This window comes from Mycobacterium sp. 852013-51886_SCH5428379, assembly GCF_001665575.1.
GTDB lineage: Bacteria > Actinomycetota > Actinomycetes > Mycobacteriales > Mycobacteriaceae > Mycobacterium.
Genome location: NZ_LZSU01000022.1, coordinates 167,749 through 184,775 on the forward strand (window position 1 = coordinate 167,749; position 17,027 = coordinate 184,775).

Here is a 17,027-nt window from a genome sequence, read left to right on the forward strand (position 1 = left end):
CGGTCAGCCGGGTTCGTGCAACGCCCGGACGGTGTCGATGGTGTCGGCCTCGGCGGGGGATTTGTCATCGCGATAGCGGACCACCCGGGCGAAACGCAGCGCCATCCCACCCGGGTACCGCGTCGAGGTCTGGATGCCGTCGAAGGCGATCTCCACCACCTGTTCGGGCCGCACCTTGACGGTGTAAGTGTCAGTCGAACCGTCCGCCAACTCGAGAAAGCGGGCGGTCTGCCACTCGAGCATCGCATCGGTCATGCCCTTGAACGTCTTGCCCAACATCACGAACCCGCCGCCGGACGGATCCCGGGCCCCGAGATGGATGTTCGACAACTTGCCGCTGCGTCGGCCGCTGCCCCACTCGACCGCGAGCACCACCAGGTCGAGGGTGTGCACGGGTTTGACCTTCAGCCACGCCGCGCCACGGCGTCCCGCTTCGTACGGCGCCTCCGCGGCCTTGGCCATCACCCCCTCGTGGCCGGCCGCCAGCGTGGCCTCGAGGAAGCGCTGCGCTTCTCCGGCGTCCGCGGTGACCAATCGGTCGACACGCTGCGCGGCCGGGATCACCGCGGCCAGGGCGGCGGCGCGGTCGACCGTGGAGCGGCCGAGCAGGTCCACACCGTCGACGTGCAGGACGTCGAAGACGAACACCGAGAGCGGCTGCACCGCCCGGGCGGCCGCAATGTCGACGCTGCGGCCGAACCGCGACGCGGTCACCTGAAAGCGGTGCGGCCGGCCGTCGGGGCGTAGTGCGATCGCCTCGGCGTCGGCGATCACCGCGTCGACCGGCCACGCCAACGCGGCCTCGACCACCTCGGGAAGCCGGGCGGTCACGTCGTCGAGGCTGCGGGTGTACACCGACACCTCCGTGTCGCTGCGGTGGATCTGCACCCGGGCGCCGTCGAGCTTGGCTTCGAACACTGCTGTGCCACGCAGCTTTTCGAGGGCGTCGGTGACACCGGTTGCGGTCTGGGCGAGCATCGGTCCCACGGGGCGTCCCACCTGCACGGTGAACTGGGCGAGTGCGTCCTCGTCCCCGGTCAGGGCGGCCGCCGCCACGGCCGGCAGATCGCCGGCGAGCATCGCTGCGCGGCGGACGTCGGCGGCGCGCAGGGCGGTGGCTTTCGCGACCGCGTCGGTCATCACGCCCAGCAGCGCGCCCTGGCGGAGCTCCCCGGTGAGCAGCCGGCGCAGGAAGGTCTGCTCGGATGCTGTTGCCGCGCCGAAGAGTGCGGCGAGGAGGTCGGCGCGGCGCGCCTGGGAGCCGCGGCCCGCGACGGCTCCGATCTCGGTGAACCGGGCGTGTACGTCGGCCACGCTGAGTGTGGGCTGATCGGCTGGGGGCGGCAGGGATTTCAGCGCCGCCCATCCGACGCCGATCTGCCGCTGCGGCAACTCACCGGACAGCCACGACACGACGATCTCGACCGTGTCCGCACCGTCCTGGCGGGCGACGGTGAGCAGTTCGGCGATGCGCGCGACCTTCGCCAACCGCGACGAGACCGCGCCGACGTCGATCGAGGCGCCGGCCACGTCCATCAACAACACCCGGCCAGCTTGGCACGGAACCCCGACAACACCGAGTACAGGTCAGATGCGGACTCCGCCGGTGCCGTTCGCGGCGGCGCCGGCGATCCGGTCGATGTCGACAGCGGTCTCGATCAGCGCATACGAGGTGGCCAGCGGATGCGGGCCGTTGATCGACCCCTCGTACCCGATGCTGCGCGCCAGATCGCGGACCCACCGCACCGCGCGTACGCGCCTGCCGAATGTCAGCCGGCGCGCGTCGCACACGGTGAGGAACCGGCGCGCGCCCCACGACAGCGCGGTGTCGACGGCGAAGTCGCACACCTCGTCGCCGTATTCGCGCAGCCGTCGACGCGACGGGCCGGAGGGGCGGCCGTCGAACAGAGATCCGATCGTGTGCTCGTCGAGCACCAGGATCACGGTGTCGACCACATCGTCGGTCGAGTCGATGAGCGCGTCTCCCCGCCACCGCAGCCGGGGCGACCCGCGCGGCAGCTGAGCGCGACGCACGGCGACATCGTGGCGTGCGAAGGCGTCGGCGATGGACGCGGAAATGTCAGGCGACGTCCCGAAGACGAGTGCCGTCGCCATTTTCTCGGCACTGGCCGTAACCACGGATGACCTCTAATTCTGCAAAATGCGATTGAAAACACGAATTGAGGACGGGAATTCTCCCGCCCCAATTCGTGGAATGTATTGTTTTGGGGGCCCAGGGCCCGGTCGTTCAGGTGCGTTCGGGACGCTTGCGCCGCGAAATCGTCAGGCGCTCCTCATGATTCTTTGCGCGCTTGGCCGCACGGCGTTCCTTGACGGTCATCGTCGGCTTCTTCAGTTCGGCGCTTCGGGATTTGGTTCCCATCGGGTGCTCCTTTTCCTTTCAACCACCACTGTGCTCGACCATACCCAAGGAAAAAATAAAAGCCAGTCCCTCGGTTTTTCGTTCGGTCGGTGCGTATTGTCGTGTGCACTGTCGAATGCGACGACGGAAAATCTTTGTGCCGGTCGGACAACCCCGCGCGTTGAAGTTGTTCGCAACGGGCAAGCGCCGTGGCCGATCCAGCCCCACCATGGATGTGGAGCAGCGCGATATCCGCGCGCCCGGTGTCGAGCCGTCCGCCTCTCGAGGCATTCGCCATCTGAGCGTGGACCGGCCACACCACACTCCGACCGACCCGAGGACTTCAGCGATGAACGAATGCCGAGACGTGCCCACGCACGAGCCGATGGACTCCTTCACCCTGCGGATGCCGTCATGGATGCGACGACTGCGAGGCGGAAATCCGCTGGTGCGGACCAGCGACCGCGTCGAGGTGCTCGCAATGGTGTTCGCCGTCGTGTTCGCCGTTCTGGTGGTGCCGTTCGCCGGTGCGATCGGAACTGCGGTGCACGACACGGGTGCGGGTGTGGCGCAGGCGGCGGCCATCGCGCTGATCGCCTGGGTTGCGGTGGTGTTCGCCATCGTGACGACGTGCGCGGCGACGGTCGCGACGTGCCGACGACTGCGCGCACGCAGCTGGGAGCGTGGCCTCGACAACCTCGTCGGCCAGACGACCATCCCACCGGGCTGATACGGCCGCCGCGCACAGCCACCTACCCCGTGAGCCATCTTTGAGGAGGCATCCAATGACGATCACCAGCGAACGCCCGCGAATTGATGTGACGCGCACCGGCCATCGCCCCGCTGCCCAGCCGCGCGTCGCCCAGGATCTGCGCCGTCGCAGGCGCTCCCAGATAGCGACGCTGCGGCTGCGGCTCAAGCCCGGCCACCGCGTCTGCGGACACGTCCAGGGCGGATGGTGGCCGCGGTCGGAGATGCTGGTCGGCGAACTGCCCCCGCTGCTCGACGCGCTGGCCCGCCGCTACGGGCGCATCGCGTCCGTCAGCGTCCACCCACACGAATGGTCAGCGGTGCCCGCGCATATGGAACTCCCCGAGATCGGACGCGTGCCCGTCGACGCGACCGCGGAGACGCCGCACATCATCACCCTCACCGGGCCGCGGATGGGTCGGCTGGACCTGCTCGTCGTGCCGCCCTACACCGATGCCGAGGAGGCTTACCGGATCGTGACCGCCGCAGCCACCGCCACCAACGTCGCCACCCCCGAGGAACTGCTCGGTGAGCATTACCGGGGCGAGCCCGCCATGTTCGACGCGCAGTTGGCGCTCTCCCGGTGGGAATGTGAAGGGGGCGCGCCGGCGCCCCTGTAGGTCATCACGCGACGCCGTCGGCGCGGGCGGCCTTCTCGACTCCAGACGAACCCGACGACGCGGACGACGCGCCGGCGGCCGGAGACGTCCGCTGGGCCCTCCGGACGCCGCCGTCCCCGCTGTCGGTGTCCCCACGCGAGGGGGCGGTGCGCACCGCGCGGCTTTCGCTCCGGCTGCTGTCCCGCAGGTCCGCGGTGTCGATCGCGCTCCGGTTGACCGACGAGATCCGTTGCGACGCTTGGTCACCGGCGTCCCCCGGGTCGTCCGTGTCATCCGTCTCGGTCTCGGCCGGCGGCGGAACGTCCGCGTCGTCGTCGTCACCGGAGCCGAAGCGGGCGTCGGCCTCCACCTGGGTGGAGGGCCGGTCGTACTGCGCTTCGATGTGATCGCGCAGATCGTCGTTGACCATATCGGCCAGCCACCCGAGGCCGATGTTGCGCAAGGGGTCCAGGAGCGGGACGTTCTGTTCGGTGACCATCTTGTAGGTGATGCCCTCGGACTTCCACGTCACCACGTCCCCGCGCGCCTCGGCGGCCGCGAGATCGAGGTCGTTGTAGGCGGTGGTGTGGATGGTGAACATGCCGTACACGGCGTTCGCCACAGCCAGCAGATCGAAGCGGTCGGGCCAGTCCGCCCAGCCGTCGTACTGTGCCCACAACTCGGTCACCGCGAATCCGGTGTTGGTCGGCACCCGGGGCGCCCACGGCACCCCGTAGGTGTTCTCCGGATCCCCGACGAGCAGGAACGACGTGTTCTCGCGGCTGACCGTGGTGTCGGGTCCGTAGTTCCGCAGCCAGAAGCCCGCGATCTGTGCGCCCTGGGAGAACCCGAACACGAGCTTCTCGCCGCTGTCCTCGCGCAGCATGTCGTCGAGCGTGAGCGCGCCGCGCGAGATCGGGCCCTCCTCGCCGAGAACTCCCTCGGAGTGCGACGGGTCGACCGTCGCTTCGGTGGGCACCTTGACGCAGGTGTACGCCGCGCAGATCGAGCCGTTGAGGAGGTTCGGCGTGCGGTCGGTGCCGCCGAGCGGCTCGACGGTGTAGGCGGTGGCCGCATCGGCGGTCGGTGCGATCGCGGTGGGTGCGAGCAGCAGTGCGCCCGCCATGACGGCAGCGCAACTGAGATATCGGTGTGTCATGCGGTGTGTCCCCCCGGTGTGGCAAACGCCTTCGCCGACCACTGTATCGGTGCGCAACAGGTGAGAGCCGCGGAACGCAGGTACCGCTATCGGACGGCGAACGTGATCCGGTGCCATCCGGTGGCGCCGTCCGGGACCGGATCGGCCCGCTCCGGCGTCTGCACCGTGCCGGTGTCGTCGGTGGCGCGGACGGTGATGGAGTACAGGCCCGGCGCACCCGCCTCCCAGTCGATGCTCCAGAGCCGCCAGGTGTCGTCGGAGTAACTTTCGCCGAGTACGGCTTGGCGCCACTCGCCCTCACCGCCGGGTGGGTCGATGCGGACCTCCACCTTGCGCACACCCCCGCTGTCCTGGGCCCACGCCACTCCGCCGAAGGTCACCGGGCCCGGCGTGACGTCAGAGCCGCTGCGGGGGACGTCGATGCGCGACTGCGTCTTGATCGGCCCGCGCGCCGACCAGCCCAGACGAGTCCAGTAGGCCTCGGCACGGTCGAACCGGGTGAGCTCCAGATCGACCACCCACTTCGTCGCCGATACGTAGCCGTACAGGCCGGGCACCACCAGCCGGGCCGGATAGCCGTGTTCGGTCGGCAGCGGCTGGCCGTTCATCCCGACGGCGAGCAGCGCGTCGCGGCCGTCGGTCAGCGCCTCGACCGGGGTGCCCGCGGTGAACCCGTCCTGCGATGTCGACAGCACCATGTCCGCATCGGGCGCAACGCCCGCCTGCGCCAACAGATCTCGGACGCGATAGCCGGTCCAGGTGGCCGTGGAGATCAAGTTTCCGCCGACGGGATTGGATACACAGGTCAGCGTCACGACCTTCTCGACCACCTCGAACTGCTCGAGATCGGCCAAGCTATAGGTGATCTCGCGATCGACCAGGCCGTGGATGCGCAGCCGCCACGATTCGCGGTCCACCTGTGGAACGTTCAGCGCGGTGTCGATGCGGTAGAAGTCGGAGTTGTCGGTGATGAACGACGGCAGCGCGACACCGGCGGGCTGCACGCCCGGCGGAATCGGCGGCGCCGGAGTCGCGGGGCTCGGGACCACGAACGCGGCCCGGTCCCCGGCGACCGAGGCCGCGCGTCTCGACAGCGTGGCGCCCGCAGCACCCGCCACCGCACCCAGCGCGACGGTGCCCAGCGCGATCAGCGACAACCGGCGGCCCCGATCCGGCCCGCCGTCGACCGGGTCGGCGGCGTCGACGAACCGCCCCGACACCAGCAGACGCAACACCACGACCCCGCACACCGTGCCCACGATCGTCGGGATGACGTCGGAGCCGGTGGCCCCGGCGCGGGACACCACCGCCGCGCACCCCGCGAAGCCGCCGGCGACGATCGCCACGCTGCCGATCGGCACCCGGCGGGTCTCCAGCGCGCCCGCCACGGCCGCGATCACCGCGATGACGAGCAACACGAGCAGCGAGAGCACCAGCTTGTCGGCCATGCCGAACGTCGAGATCGCCCACTCCTTGACCGGTCCCGGAGTGGCGTCGATGACCGCGGACCCGACCGCCGTGCGCGCGTCGGCCGCGGGCCCGAAGAACGCGGCCACCAACTCGGTGACCCCGAGGGCGACCGCGGCCGCGGCGATTCCACACCACGCCCGAGATGATCGTGCTGGACCGCCCATGCTGGCCAAGGTAGTCAGCGCAGCGACCCGAAGGGCTTACCGGACGGTGACGTCGGCTAGCTTGTTTACAGATCCACACTGAAATGGAAAGGGAGCTTGATGGAGATCGAGGGCAAGAAAGCCGTCATCGTCGGAGGTGCCTCCGGCTTCGGTAAGGCCACCGCCGAGGCACTGGCCAAGCGCGGCGCGGGCGTCGCCGTGCTGGACCGGCCGCAGTCGAAGGGCAAAGAGGTCGCCGATGCGATCGGGGGCACCTTCTACGAGGTCGACGTGATGGATTTCGCGGGCACCGAGCAGGTGCTCAAGCAGGCCGTCGAGGCCCTGGGCGGGCTGCACATCGCGGTCACCACCGCGGGCGGCGGCTCGGCGATGCGGACCCTGTCCAAGAACGGGCCCCACGATCTCGATGTCTTCCGGCAGGTGCAGGACCTCAACACGGTCGGCACCTTCAACATCAGCCGGCTCGCCGCCGAGCACATGAGCAAGAACGAGCCCGAGGACGATGAACGCGGCGTCATCATCAACACCTCCTCGATCGCGGCGTTCGAGGGTCAGATCGGTCAGGTCGCCTACACCGCGTCCAAGGCCGCGATCGCCGGGATGTGCCTGACCATGGCGCGCGATCTGGGCAGCCTCGGCATCCGGGTCACCGCGATCGCCCCCAGCCTGTTCGCCACCGGCCTCACCGAGGGCATCCCCGACGAGTTCGCCGCGCAGCTCACCAAGGACGCCGCGTTCCCGAAGCGGCTGGGCCGCCCCGACGAGTACGCCAAGCTCGCCGTCGCGATCGTGGAGAACGCGATGCTCAACGGTCAGTGCATCCGGCTGGACGCGGGACAGCGCTTCGCCCCCAAGTAAACCCGCGATTTCGGCGCGGAAACGTTCGCTCAGCGCACGTTTCCGCGCCGAATTCGCATAGGCTGCGCGGGTGTCGACCGTTGCAGATCACGTCATCTCCGCCCTGTCCGGCAGCGGCGTGCGCCGTGTCTACGGTCTGCCGGGCGACAGCCTCAACGGTTTCACCGACGCGATCCGCCGCAGCGGCGCCATCTCGTGGGAGCACGTCCGCCACGAGGAGACCGCGGCGTTCGCGGCGGCGGCCGACGCCGCACTGACCGGCGGACTGGCCGTCTGCGCCGGCAGCTGTGGTCCGGGAAACCTGCACCTGATCAACGGGCTCTACGACGCCCACCGCAGCCGGGTTCCGGTGCTGGCCATCGCCGCGCACATCCCGCGCAGCGAGATCGGGTCCGACTACTTCCAGGAGACCCATCCCCAGGAGTTGTTCCGCGACTGCAGCGTCTATCGGGAACTGGTCAGCATCCCGGAGATGGCGCCGCGCATCCTCGAGATGGCGATGCGGGCCGCCGTGGAGGAGAACGGCGTCGCGGTGGTCGTCGTGCCGGGCGAAATCTTCCTGCAGCGGGCGAACGCGTCGGCCTGGAACGCCCGACCGGTGTTGGCGACCCGCTCGGTGGTGCAGCCCGACTACGCGTCACTGCAGCAGGCGGCCGCGATCCTCAACGACGCGCAGCGCGTCACGATCCTCGGCGGCGCCGGCGTCGCGGATGCGCACGATGCGCTCGTCGAGACCGCCGCCACGCTGAACGCCCCCATCGTGCACGCGTTGCGCGGTAAGGAGTTCATCGAGTACGACAACCCGTTCGACGTCGGGATGACCGGTCTGCTCGGGTTCGCGTCGGGGTACAAGGCCATCAAGGAATCCGACGCACTGCTGATGCTCGGCACCGACTTCCCTTACGGGCAGTTCTATCCCGACCATGCCAAGGTCATCCAAGTCGACATCCGCGGCCGCCATCTCGGGCGACGTACCCCCATCGACCTCGGACTGGTCGGCACGGTCACCGACACTCTCGCCGCACTACGCCCGCTGCTGGTGCCCAAGTCCGACCGCGAGCACCTGGACCGTTCGCTCCGGCACTACCGCCGCACCCGCGCATCACTGGACTCGCTGGCCGTCAACGACCGCGACCGCAGCCCGATCCGCCCCGAATACGTTGCGGCGACGGTGAATCGGCTGACGTCTGAGGACGCGGTGTTCACCTGTGACGTGGGCTCACCGGTGGTGTGGGCGGCGCGGTACCTGACGATGAACGGGCGACGACGGCTGATCGGCTCGTTCAATCACGGCACCATGGCGTGTGCACTCCCGCTCGCGATCGGCGCGCAGACCGCGTTCCCCGGCCGCCAGGTGGTAGCGCTGGCGGGTGACGGTGGTCTGACCATGATGTTCGGTGAATTGATCACGCTGATCCAGAACCGGTTGCCGGTCAAGGTCGTCGTGTTCAACAACTCGTCGCTGAACTTCGTGGAATTGGAGATGAAAGCCGCCGGGATCGTCAACTTCGGGACAGAACTGGTCAATCCCGACTTCGCCGCCGTCGCCCGGGCGATGGGTGCGTTCGGCAGACGGGTCGAGGCGCCGCGCGATCTGGAGGGCGCGCTCGCGGAGGCACTCGCATACGACGGACCAGCCGTCGTCGACATCGTGACCGCCCGCCAGGAACTCTCCATCCCGCCGGCGATCACCATCGAGCAGGCGAAAGGCTTCTCGCTCTACGCGATCCGCACGATCCTGGCCGGACGGGGCGACGAACTGCTCGATCTGGTCAGTACGAACGTCGCTCGCCGCATCCTCGACTGACCGCCTCAGGCGGGTCTGGGTACGGTCGCCATCCGGCTCTGACCGATCCAGTGCGGGACCGCCCGTCGCACGTCTACCGGCCCCGAGATCGTCACACGGCCGTCGAGCAGCGCCTGCTGCCAGGTGAGATCCCCGCGCCACAGCCGCGTCAGGGTGCGCAGCCCGGCCGAGACCACGCCGGTGACCTCGAACCCCGGATCGACGTCGCACACGTCGGCCTCGCCGGCGTTGACCACGAGCCACCACCGCGCGGTGCGCGGCGGGACGTCGGTCAGCCGAAAGGCCAGCGTGGTGCGGGTGACGGGCCACGCCTCGAGGGGGATGCCGCGGCGGATGTCCCACATCAGAAGGTGCGGGTCGAGATCCGCGTCGCCGAGTTCCCCGATCCAGCGCACGCCCCAGCGGCCCAGTGCGTCGACGACTTCCGCGAGTTCCCGACCGCGGGCGGTCAGGGTGTAGGTGGTCCGTCCGTCGGCCTCCGATCGGTCGACCACGCCCGCGCGTACCAGCGATTTGAGCCGCTTGGACAGCAGAGCCGGCGACATCTTCGGCACACCGCGCCGCAATTCGTTGAAATGGCAACTGCCGAGCAGCATTTCGCGGACCACGAGCAATGTCCACCGCTCGTCGAAGAGCTCCATCGCTTTGGCGACCGGACAGAACTGGCCGTATCCACTCATCCCGGGTACCTCCGTTACCTCCGCCCCGGCTACCGGTACATCGTCTCTCACCGGGCGACCCCTAGTACAGATCCGGAACTGGTTTTACGCGGCGGCGAGCGCGACGATGAGTCCATGGCAACAGACACCGCCACGGCCCGCGAACAGCAGGTGGCCGACAAACACCGCGCCATGTGGGCTTCGGGTGACTATCCGAGACTGGCCGCCGAACTCGTCGCGCCGTTGGGGCAGACGCTGGTCGAGGCGTTGGCGATCCGGCCGGGCGACCGGGTGCTCGACGTCGCGGCCGGAACCGGCAACGCGGCCATCCCGGCCGCGCGCACCGGAGCGACCGTGACCGCGAGCGACCTCGTACCCGACCTGCTCGCGCACGGTCGCGCGCTGGCCACCGCGGCCGGGATCGAACTCGACTGGCGAGAGGCGAATGCGCATGATCTTCCGTTCGGCGACAACGACTTCGACGTGGTGATGTCCTGCATTGGGGTGATGTTCGCGCCGTTCCACGAGCGTGCTGCCGACGAACTGGTACGGGTGTGCCGGTCGGGAGGTCGGCTCGGACTGATCAATTGGACGCCGGAGGGGCACATCGGCACCCTGTTCTCGACGATGAAACCTTTCATGGCACCGCCTCCGCCGGGTGCGCAGCCGCCGCCGCTGTGGGGCCGGGAGGAGCACGTGCGGAAGCTGTTGGGGGACCGCGTCACCGACCTGACGGCCGAGCGGCGGACGCTGCCCGTCGGACACTTCGGTGACGGCGCCGCGTTCCGCGACTACTTCAAAGCGGTCTACGGGCCGACCATCGCGGCGTACCGCAACGTCGCCGACGATGCGCACCGCACCGCCGAACTCGACGCCGCGATCGCCGGCATCGGCGACGACTTCCTCCGGGACTCGCCGGTGATGGAGTGGGAGTACCTCCTGGTGACCGCACGCGTGGCCTGACACGATGTGGGCATGCCCGACGACGCGCCCCAGCTTCCGACGCTCTCCGAGGACGATGTCGCGGCGCTGACGCGGTGGGTGCGCGCCATCGGTCTGGGCGATGCTGTCACCGATGTGGCCCCACTGGCCGGCGGCACGCAGAACGTGGTGGTGCGCGTACACGTGGACGGACGCCCGATGGTGCTGCGGCGCCCGCCCGTCCATCCCCGGCCCACCAGCGACAAGACCATGCAACGCGAGATCGCGGTGCTGCGCACCCTCGCGGGCAGCGACGTGCCGCACCCCGGATTCATCGCGGGCTGTGAGGATCTGAGCGTCATGGGCGTCGTCTTCTATCTCATGGAGGAGGTCGACGGCTTCAACCCCGGCACCGAGGTCACCGACGCCTATGCCCGGGATGCGGGTATGCGGCACGCGGTGGGGCTGTCGTATGCGGCGAGCCTGGCCAAACTCGGCAACGCGGCCTGGCAGGGCAGCCCACTGGCCGCCATCCGGCGACCGGGTTCCTTTGTGGCGCGGCAGGTTCCACAGTTTCTGCGGTTGCTGGAAAGCTACCGGCACGATCACTACGCGCCGGAGTCGTTCCCTGCCGTCACCCCGCTGGCGGACTGGCTGACCGAACATCTGCCGCCCGAGGAGGTGCCCGGCATCATGCACGGCGACGCGCATCTGAACAACGTGCTGCTGCGGCGCGAGCGGCCTGAACTCGCCGCGTTCATCGACTGGGAGATGTGCACGGTCGGCGATCCTCTGCTCGACCTCGGCTGGATGCTGATCTGCTGGCCGCTGCCCCCGAATCCGATCGACGCCGGGTCGGCACTGGGCGCGCTCGGCGGGATCGCGACCCGCCGTGAACTCCTCGGCGCCTACTGCGACGCCGGTGGCCGTGAGACACCGCACCTGGACTGGTATCTGGCGATGGCATGCTTCAAACTCGCCATCGTCATCGAGGGCACCTGGTCACGGTTCCTCGCCGGCCAGGCTACCTCCGAGGCGGGGGAGCGGCTGCACGCCTCCGCGCAGAACCTGATCGACCTGGGCAGCCGGGTCGCGCACGGAGACAATCCTTTTCTCTGACCCCGCCGTCAGGTGAACGCGGTGCGACCGGGGCCCGAGGCCTTGGCCCGGTACATCGCGATGTCGGCGTCACGAACCATCTCCTCCGCGCGGCGGATGTCGAGTTCGTCGATCACCGTTGCTCCGATACTGGCGCTGACAGCGATGTCGAGCGCATCCACCTCGATCGGTTCTGACAACACGTTGTGCAATCGCTCGGTGAGCGAGACGATCTCAGCGGGATCGGCCGGCGCGAACACCAGGGCGACGAACTCGTCGCCGCCGAGACGCGCCAGTACATCCGAGGGCCGGATCACCGAGAGCATCCGTTCGGCGGCCGCCCGCAGTACGTGGTCGCCGGTGGTGTGGCCGTGACGGTCGTTGACCGACTTGAGCTGGTCGAAATCGATGAAGAGAACCGCCCTCAGCGCCGGGTCCGCATCGGGCTCCAGCCCGCGGGTGGCGCGGTCGAGCGCGTGGGCCCGATTCGGCAGGCCGGTCAACCAGTCGTGGTCGGCCCGGTGACGCAGGCGTTCCCGAGCGGCGTACTGCTCGGAGACATCGGTGAACGAGAACAGGACCGACGACTGCTGCGGATCGTCGGGATCGAGCAGGCATCCGTGTCCGACCACCCACACCCGTTGCCCGTCTATCCGGTCGACACCCATCAGGCCACCGCTGAGCGTCATGCCCGACCGACGGATGGTCTCGACGGGGTGGGCCTGTTGTTTGATCTTCCGCCCGCGCCCGTCCCACATCGGTAGATCCCGGATGTCTTCATCGGTGACGCCGAGTATCCGGCGTGCGGCGGCGTTGATGAATTCGTAGGTGCCGTCGCTGCCGGCGATCACGACGCCCTCGTGGAGGCGGTTCATCACCGCTTCCCAATTCCGCCCACGTTGTGTGGCGCGCTCCTCGGCCAGAGATCCGAACGTGACCTCGGTGCGTGGCCCTGTCGGCCACGTGGTCCGGGAGGCGACCGCGAGGCGGTGGATGATCGCGCCGTCAAGGCGCCGCAGGTCGACCTCGACCGGCGGGGAGGCGGGCCCGTCGGTGGTCAGGGCGTCGACGTGTTCGTCCAGGATGAGCGCCGAGCCCGGCAGCATCAGGTCCCGCAGATGGCACCCGACGAGGTCCGTGGGTGCGTGGGCCGCCAACACCCGGGCGGCAGCGTGGTTGACGTAGGTGATCGCCTCACCGTCGACCACCAGGACCGGCGCGACGCTGCGATCGAGTAAGCGCAAGTAACGCCGTTGTTCGGCGCTCTCGGCTAATTCCGGACTGGTCACGCTTCCCCCCAGCGGTGAGAGTAACGCCGACGCGTTCTGGCGGGGCCGACTTCGCAGCGTCACCGGTACGCGTCGACGCCCAACTTCACCGCCAGCGCGATCCCGCAGAGTCCGATCGCCACTCGCAGCGGTGTCGCCGGCGCATGTCTGACCACGATCGGCCCGAGGCGCGATCCAACCAGGCAACCCAGCCCGAGGGTCAGCACCGCGGGCCAGTGCACCGGCGCGAGGACGATGAACACTGCGGCGGCCACGACGTTGGAGGTGGCGAGGATGACGTTCTTGTCCGCGCTGGCGTGCGGCAGCGTCTCGCCCGCCCGTAACAGCAGCGCCAGGAGCAGTACGCCGGCGGCCGCGCCGAAATACCCGCCGTAGATGCAGATCAGGAAGATCGCCCCGATCTCGCCGCCCACGGCCCATCGGGACCGGGGCACGCTGCGGTCGACGGCGTGGGCGCGGCGCGGAATCAGGATCGCGACCGCGGCGAAGCCGATCAGTATGGGGACGAGTTTCTCGAAGCTCTCGGCCGGGGTGGACAGCAGCAGGGCGGCGCCGACCACGCCGCCGAGGGCGGCGCCGGGAACGATTCGTCTGATCCAGTCGGTCCGGCCGCGGAGTTCGGGTAGCGATCCCCAGATCGAGCCGACGCCGTTGAACACCACCGCGACGGTGTTGGTGACGTTGGCGGCCACCGGAGGCAGCCCGACCAGCAGCAGCGCAGGATACGTCGCCACCGACGCCAGCCCGGCGATGCTGCCCGTCAGCCCGCCAGCCACCCCGGCGATGACCAGGAAGACCGCGTCCTGCCAGGTCAACGGAGGCGCCCACACCGGGACCACCCTAGAGTTCGGCGCAGTCGGCGGCGCGTTCGGAAAGTGTTTGCGCGCTGCGGTGGGGAGGTCTACAGTCGCGGACGTGCCAAGGCGACTCGTAGTAGCAACCCGCAGCGGGGTCTGATCCAGACCGACCCCTCGCTGTGGGTCGTTGCTCCATCGTCGGTCACGTCCTCGAACCAGAGATGACCGGCACGCATGACCACCACTCGAGCAAGTCACATCCAGGCACGTCACACCGCAACAGAAGCCGCTACCACTGCCGCGTCGCGCTTCGGCGCCCCGGTTCCCTGCGGCTTGCGGAGGGAGGCCGACGCCATGCCGTTCGACAGTTTTCTCGCCGAGTACTCACCCCACCACGGCCCGCTGCGCCTTGGCCACTGGGCCTGCACCGATGCGGATCGACCGGCCTGCCGGCTCGGTCCGCAGGCGCGGAACTACCAAGCCACGCTGGCCATCGGGGACCGGATCGGCACGTCGACCGCCGCCGCGTCCGGGCCGGTCGCCGCGCTGACCGAGATGCTGCACACCCAGGGCATCCCGCTGGAGATGATGGCCTTCCACCAGATCCCCTCCGGGGCGGACACCGCCACATTCATCCGCGGCTCCGACGGGTCACACACCGAATGGGCGATGGGTCTGTCGGAGGACCCCACGCAGTCGGCGCTGCGCGCGGTCATCGCCTGCGCCAACCGGTTGCTCGCCGCACCCTGATCCCGGTTGGCGCCGGACGTCAGCGCAGTGGGCGCAGGACGATCCGCATACCGTCCTTGGGCACCGGCATACCGCCGTAATCCCAGGTGGTGCGGTAGTCGGCGCTGGGCAGCTCGAGCCGGTACTTGCGCAGCAGCCGGTGCACGATCGTCTTGACCTCCAACTGACCGAAGGTCATGCCGATGCACTTGTGCGCGCCGCCGCCGAACGGGCTGAACGCGTAACGGTGCGCCTTGTGTTCGTTGCGCGGTTCCGCGAACCGGGACGGGTCGAAGCGCATCGGGTCGGGGTAGAACTCCTCGAGCCGGTGGTTCATGCCGGGGTAGGCGATCACGTTGGTGCCCGCGGGCAGATAGTGGCCGACGAGTTCGGTGTCGCGCACGGTCTGGCGCATGGCCCACTGCACCGGCGTCACCAGCCGAATCGACTCGTTCATCACGAGGTCCAGCGTTTCCAGCTTGTCCAGCGACTCGATGTCGACGGGGCCGTCGCCGAGGCGGTCGGACTCGTCGCGGCAGCGGTCCTGCCATTCGGGATTGCCGGCGAGGTGGTAGATCATCGTCGTCGCGGTGGAGGTCGACGTGTCGTGCGCGGCCATCATCAGGAAGATCATGTGGTTGACGATGTCGGCGTCGGAGAAGCTGTTGCCGTCCTCGTCCTCGGTCTGGCACAGCACCGACAGCAGATCCGAACCGTCCTGACCGCGCCGCTCCTTGACGCGCGCGGCGAAGTAGTCCTCCAACAGCTTGCGCGCCTGCAGACCGCGCCACCAGGTGAACGGCGGGACGGGCGTGCGGATGATCGCATTCCCGGCGCGCACCGTGGTGGTGAAGGCCTTGTTGACCTTGGTCACCAGTTCTTTGTCGCTGCCGGGCTCATGGCCCATGAACACCATCGAGGCGATGTCGAGGGTCAGTTCCTTCATCGCGGGATAAAGCAGGAACCGGGAGTCGTTGGCCACCCAGTCGTTGGCGATGACCTTCGAGACCACCTGGTCGACCTGCTCGGTGTATCCGGCCAGCCGGGTCCGGACGAAGGCCTCCTGCATGATCCGCCGGTGGAACATGTGCTCCTCGAAATCGAGCAGCATCAGTCCCCGGTGGAAGAAGGGGCCGATCACCGGCACCCAGCCCTGCTGGGAGAAGTCCTTGTTGCGGTTGGTGTAGACGGCCTGGGTGGCGTCCGGCCCGAGGGCGGCCACCGACGGCAGCGCGGGGGAGTCCACGTAGAACACCGGCCCGTTCTTGCGGTACAGGTGCAGGAAGTAATCGGGTCCTCCGCGGAACATCTCGATCATGTGACCGAAGATCGGTAGACCCTTGTCACCCAGGACGGGCTTGAGGTCACTGCCCGCCGGCGGTTGCGCGAGGACCGTCTGCTTGAACTCCGTGTTGAGCAGCTTCTTCTCCACCAGGCTCACGCCGGGGAAGTTGTTCACCGCTGGGGTGAGACGCCGCTTGGCCTGGTCAATCAGGTATTCGGGGGTACTGATGGTGGGCATCTGAACGCTCCTGGTCTCACGACGCTGTGGTGGACGTCACCTGGGGGCTATCCTGACCGGCCGTCTTGACGCATGTCAAGTTTTGTTTCTCGTACGCCGCGGTGCGAAGGTCTTATGTCATGAGTGCCGAACCCGCTCCCTCGGAGATTCGCCGCACGCGCGGCGATCGGCAGCGTGACGCCATCGTTCAGGCCGTTCGGGAACTGCTGAGCGAGCAGTCGTTTGCCGATCTGTCGGTGAGCACGATCAGCGAGCGCGCCGGGGTCGCCCGGTCGGGCTTCTACTTCTACTTCGATTCCAAATACGCCGTGCTGGCCGTGATCGTCGCCGACGCGCTGGCCGAACTGGCCGAGCTGAGCCGCGACTACGCGCCCCGCGACCCCGAGGAGTCGCCGTCGGAATTCGCCCGGCGGATGGTCGGCTACGCCAAGGTGGTGTTCGCCAGCAACGACCCGATCATGCGCGCCACCACCCTGGCCAGGAACACCGACGGACAGATCCGCGACATCATGAACGATTTCGAGGACGCCGTGATCGACAAGATCGTCGGACTGGTCCGGCAGGACGCCGGAGCGCGGCCGATCACCGATGATCTGCCGGCCCTGGTGCGCACGCTGACGTCCACGACGGCGCTGACCCTCTCGCGGGACAGCGGTTTCGTCGGACGGGAGAACGATCCGAGCCGCGCCGTCGAGGTCGTCGAGCGGCTGTGGCTCTACGGGCTCTGGGGCGGATCGGATCTCGCCGACGGACGGTAGGGTCGCCGTCAGTGTCAGGGTGGGGTGCCGCGTATTGCGGTGGTTGGATTCCTGATCACCTGGTGTCTGGCTCGTAGGGTCGCTG

The 17,027-nt window shown here is 68.6% G+C and carries 17 protein-coding genes; 8 read left to right on the top strand and 9 right to left on the bottom strand.

The annotated features are described in order from the left end of the window. Nucleotides 1-3: 3 nt before the first annotated feature. The 3 genes from A5757_RS11290 to A5757_RS23885 form a co-directional block, all read right to left on the bottom strand. Entirely contained in the window at nucleotides 4-1,545 is a 1,542-nt protein-coding gene (locus A5757_RS11290) for an ATP-dependent DNA ligase (protein WP_066833223.1), read from the bottom strand. A 42-nt stretch (nucleotides 1,546-1,587) separates the two neighbouring features. Further along, complete coding sequence (locus A5757_RS11295; protein ID WP_231983951.1) at nucleotides 1,588-2,139, bottom strand: hypothetical protein; 552 nt, start codon at nucleotides 2,137-2,139, stop codon at nucleotides 1,588-1,590. 109 nt (nucleotides 2,140-2,248) lie between these two features. Then, nucleotides 2,249-2,383: a hypothetical protein gene (locus A5757_RS23885; RefSeq protein WP_255360359.1), complete on the bottom strand. Its 135-nt coding sequence runs from the start codon at nucleotides 2,381-2,383 to the stop codon at nucleotides 2,249-2,251. A 328-nt stretch (nucleotides 2,384-2,711) separates the two neighbouring features. On the opposite strand from A5757_RS23885, the gene A5757_RS11300 reads away from it, so the two are divergent. Beyond that, nucleotides 2,712-3,092: a hypothetical protein gene (locus tag A5757_RS11300; RefSeq protein ID WP_066833226.1), complete on the top strand. Its 381-nt coding sequence runs from the start codon at nucleotides 2,712-2,714 to the stop codon at nucleotides 3,090-3,092. A gap of 55 nt (nucleotides 3,093-3,147) precedes the next feature. Further along, nucleotides 3,148-3,732, top strand: coding sequence for a DUF5994 family protein (locus A5757_RS11305; protein ID WP_231983952.1), 585 nt, complete (start codon nucleotides 3,148-3,150; stop codon nucleotides 3,730-3,732). A 4-nt stretch (nucleotides 3,733-3,736) separates the two neighbouring features. On the opposite strand, the gene A5757_RS11310 is transcribed toward A5757_RS11305, so the two are convergent. Together A5757_RS11310 and A5757_RS11315 are read right to left on the bottom strand one after the other, a co-directional pair. Then, on the bottom strand, nucleotides 3,737-4,837 hold the full coding sequence (locus A5757_RS11310; RefSeq protein WP_066833229.1) for a PE-PPE domain-containing protein: 1,101 nt from the start codon (nucleotides 4,835-4,837) through the stop codon (nucleotides 3,737-3,739). A 119-nt stretch (nucleotides 4,838-4,956) separates the two neighbouring features. Beyond that, nucleotides 4,957-6,504 carry a molybdopterin-dependent oxidoreductase gene (locus A5757_RS11315; protein ID WP_066833232.1) on the bottom strand — a complete coding sequence of 516 codons (1,548 nt, stop codon included), beginning with the start codon at nucleotides 6,502-6,504 and terminating at the stop codon, nucleotides 4,957-4,959. 99 nt (nucleotides 6,505-6,603) lie between these two features. On the opposite strand from A5757_RS11315, the gene A5757_RS11320 reads away from it, so the two are divergent. Both A5757_RS11320 and poxB read left to right on the top strand, forming a co-directional pair. Continuing rightward, complete coding sequence (locus A5757_RS11320) at nucleotides 6,604-7,362, top strand: SDR family NAD(P)-dependent oxidoreductase (protein WP_066833234.1); 759 nt, start codon at nucleotides 6,604-6,606, stop codon at nucleotides 7,360-7,362. A gap of 70 nt (nucleotides 7,363-7,432) precedes the next feature. Then, entirely contained in the window at nucleotides 7,433-9,169 is a 1,737-nt protein-coding gene (poxB, locus tag A5757_RS11325; protein WP_066833236.1) for a ubiquinone-dependent pyruvate dehydrogenase, read from the top strand. A 5-nt stretch (nucleotides 9,170-9,174) separates the two neighbouring features. Here the strand turns inward: poxB and A5757_RS11330 are convergent, their stop codons facing one another. Beyond that, on the bottom strand, nucleotides 9,175-9,849 hold the full coding sequence (locus tag A5757_RS11330; protein WP_066833238.1) for a helix-turn-helix domain-containing protein: 675 nt from the start codon (nucleotides 9,847-9,849) through the stop codon (nucleotides 9,175-9,177). Nucleotides 9,850-9,963: 114 nt separating this feature from the next. Between A5757_RS11330 and A5757_RS11335 the strand changes: the two genes are divergently transcribed. Together A5757_RS11335 and A5757_RS11340 are read left to right on the top strand one after the other, a co-directional pair. Continuing rightward, nucleotides 9,964-10,791 (top strand): class I SAM-dependent methyltransferase, encoded by an 828-nt coding sequence (locus A5757_RS11335; RefSeq protein ID WP_066833239.1) that lies wholly within the window; start codon nucleotides 9,964-9,966, stop codon nucleotides 10,789-10,791. A gap of 12 nt (nucleotides 10,792-10,803) precedes the next feature. Further along, nucleotides 10,804-11,868, top strand: coding sequence for a phosphotransferase family protein (locus A5757_RS11340; protein WP_066833317.1), 1,065 nt, complete (start codon nucleotides 10,804-10,806; stop codon nucleotides 11,866-11,868). 8 nt (nucleotides 11,869-11,876) lie between these two features. On the opposite strand, the gene A5757_RS11345 is transcribed toward A5757_RS11340, so the two are convergent. Both A5757_RS11345 and A5757_RS11350 read right to left on the bottom strand, forming a co-directional pair. Continuing rightward, entirely contained in the window at nucleotides 11,877-13,091 is a 1,215-nt protein-coding gene (locus A5757_RS11345) for a sensor domain-containing diguanylate cyclase (RefSeq protein WP_197497316.1), read from the bottom strand. Nucleotides 13,092-13,195: 104 nt separating this feature from the next. After that, entirely contained in the window at nucleotides 13,196-13,951 is a 756-nt protein-coding gene (locus tag A5757_RS11350) for a sulfite exporter TauE/SafE family protein (RefSeq protein ID WP_066833323.1), read from the bottom strand. Between the two features lie 336 nt (nucleotides 13,952-14,287). On the opposite strand from A5757_RS11350, the gene A5757_RS11355 reads away from it, so the two are divergent. Continuing rightward, the gene (locus A5757_RS11355; RefSeq protein WP_066833243.1) at nucleotides 14,288-14,683 is read left to right on the top strand and encodes an alpha-isopropylmalate synthase regulatory domain-containing protein; all 396 of its coding nucleotides are present in this window, start codon (nucleotides 14,288-14,290) and stop codon (nucleotides 14,681-14,683) included. A 19-nt stretch (nucleotides 14,684-14,702) separates the two neighbouring features. Here A5757_RS11355 and A5757_RS11360 read toward each other — a convergent pair whose 3' ends face one another. Then, nucleotides 14,703-16,184 (bottom strand): cytochrome P450, encoded by a 1,482-nt coding sequence (locus tag A5757_RS11360; protein WP_066833246.1) that lies wholly within the window; start codon nucleotides 16,182-16,184, stop codon nucleotides 14,703-14,705. 119 nt (nucleotides 16,185-16,303) lie between these two features. Between A5757_RS11360 and A5757_RS11365 the strand changes: the two genes are divergently transcribed. After that, the gene (locus A5757_RS11365) at nucleotides 16,304-16,942 is read left to right on the top strand and encodes a TetR/AcrR family transcriptional regulator (RefSeq protein ID WP_066833248.1); all 639 of its coding nucleotides are present in this window, start codon (nucleotides 16,304-16,306) and stop codon (nucleotides 16,940-16,942) included. The last annotated feature ends 85 nt before the right edge of the window (nucleotides 16,943-17,027 follow it).

Bases quoted from the DNA above. Each gene is read 5' to 3' on its own strand.
- A5757_RS23885 (WP_255360359.1), bottom strand. From the start codon at position 2,383: ATGGGAACCAAATCCCGAAGCGCCGAACTGAAGAAGCCGACGATGACC.
- A5757_RS11300 (WP_066833226.1), top strand. From the start codon at position 2,712: ATGAACGAATGCCGAGACGTGCCCACGCACGAGCCGATGGACTCCTTC.
- A5757_RS11305 (WP_231983952.1), top strand. From the start codon at position 3,148: ATGACGATCACCAGCGAACGCCCGCGAATTGATGTGACGCGCACCGGC.
- A5757_RS11310 (WP_066833229.1), bottom strand. From the start codon at position 4,837: ATGGCGGGCGCACTGCTGCTCGCACCCACCGCGATCGCACCGACCGCC.
- A5757_RS11315 (WP_066833232.1), bottom strand. From the start codon at position 6,504: ATGGGCGGTCCAGCACGATCATCTCGGGCGTGGTGTGGAATCGCCGCG.
- A5757_RS11320 (WP_066833234.1), top strand. From the start codon at position 6,604: ATGGAGATCGAGGGCAAGAAAGCCGTCATCGTCGGAGGTGCCTCCGGC.
- A5757_RS11330 (WP_066833238.1), bottom strand. From the start codon at position 9,849: ATGAGTGGATACGGCCAGTTCTGTCCGGTCGCCAAAGCGATGGAGCTC.
- A5757_RS11335 (WP_066833239.1), top strand. From the start codon at position 9,964: ATGGCAACAGACACCGCCACGGCCCGCGAACAGCAGGTGGCCGACAAA.
- A5757_RS11340 (WP_066833317.1), top strand. From the start codon at position 10,804: ATGCCCGACGACGCGCCCCAGCTTCCGACGCTCTCCGAGGACGATGTC.
- A5757_RS11355 (WP_066833243.1), top strand. From the start codon at position 14,288: ATGCCGTTCGACAGTTTTCTCGCCGAGTACTCACCCCACCACGGCCCG.
- A5757_RS11360 (WP_066833246.1), bottom strand. From the start codon at position 16,184: ATGCCCACCATCAGTACCCCCGAATACCTGATTGACCAGGCCAAGCGG.
- A5757_RS11365 (WP_066833248.1), top strand. From the start codon at position 16,304: ATGAGTGCCGAACCCGCTCCCTCGGAGATTCGCCGCACGCGCGGCGAT.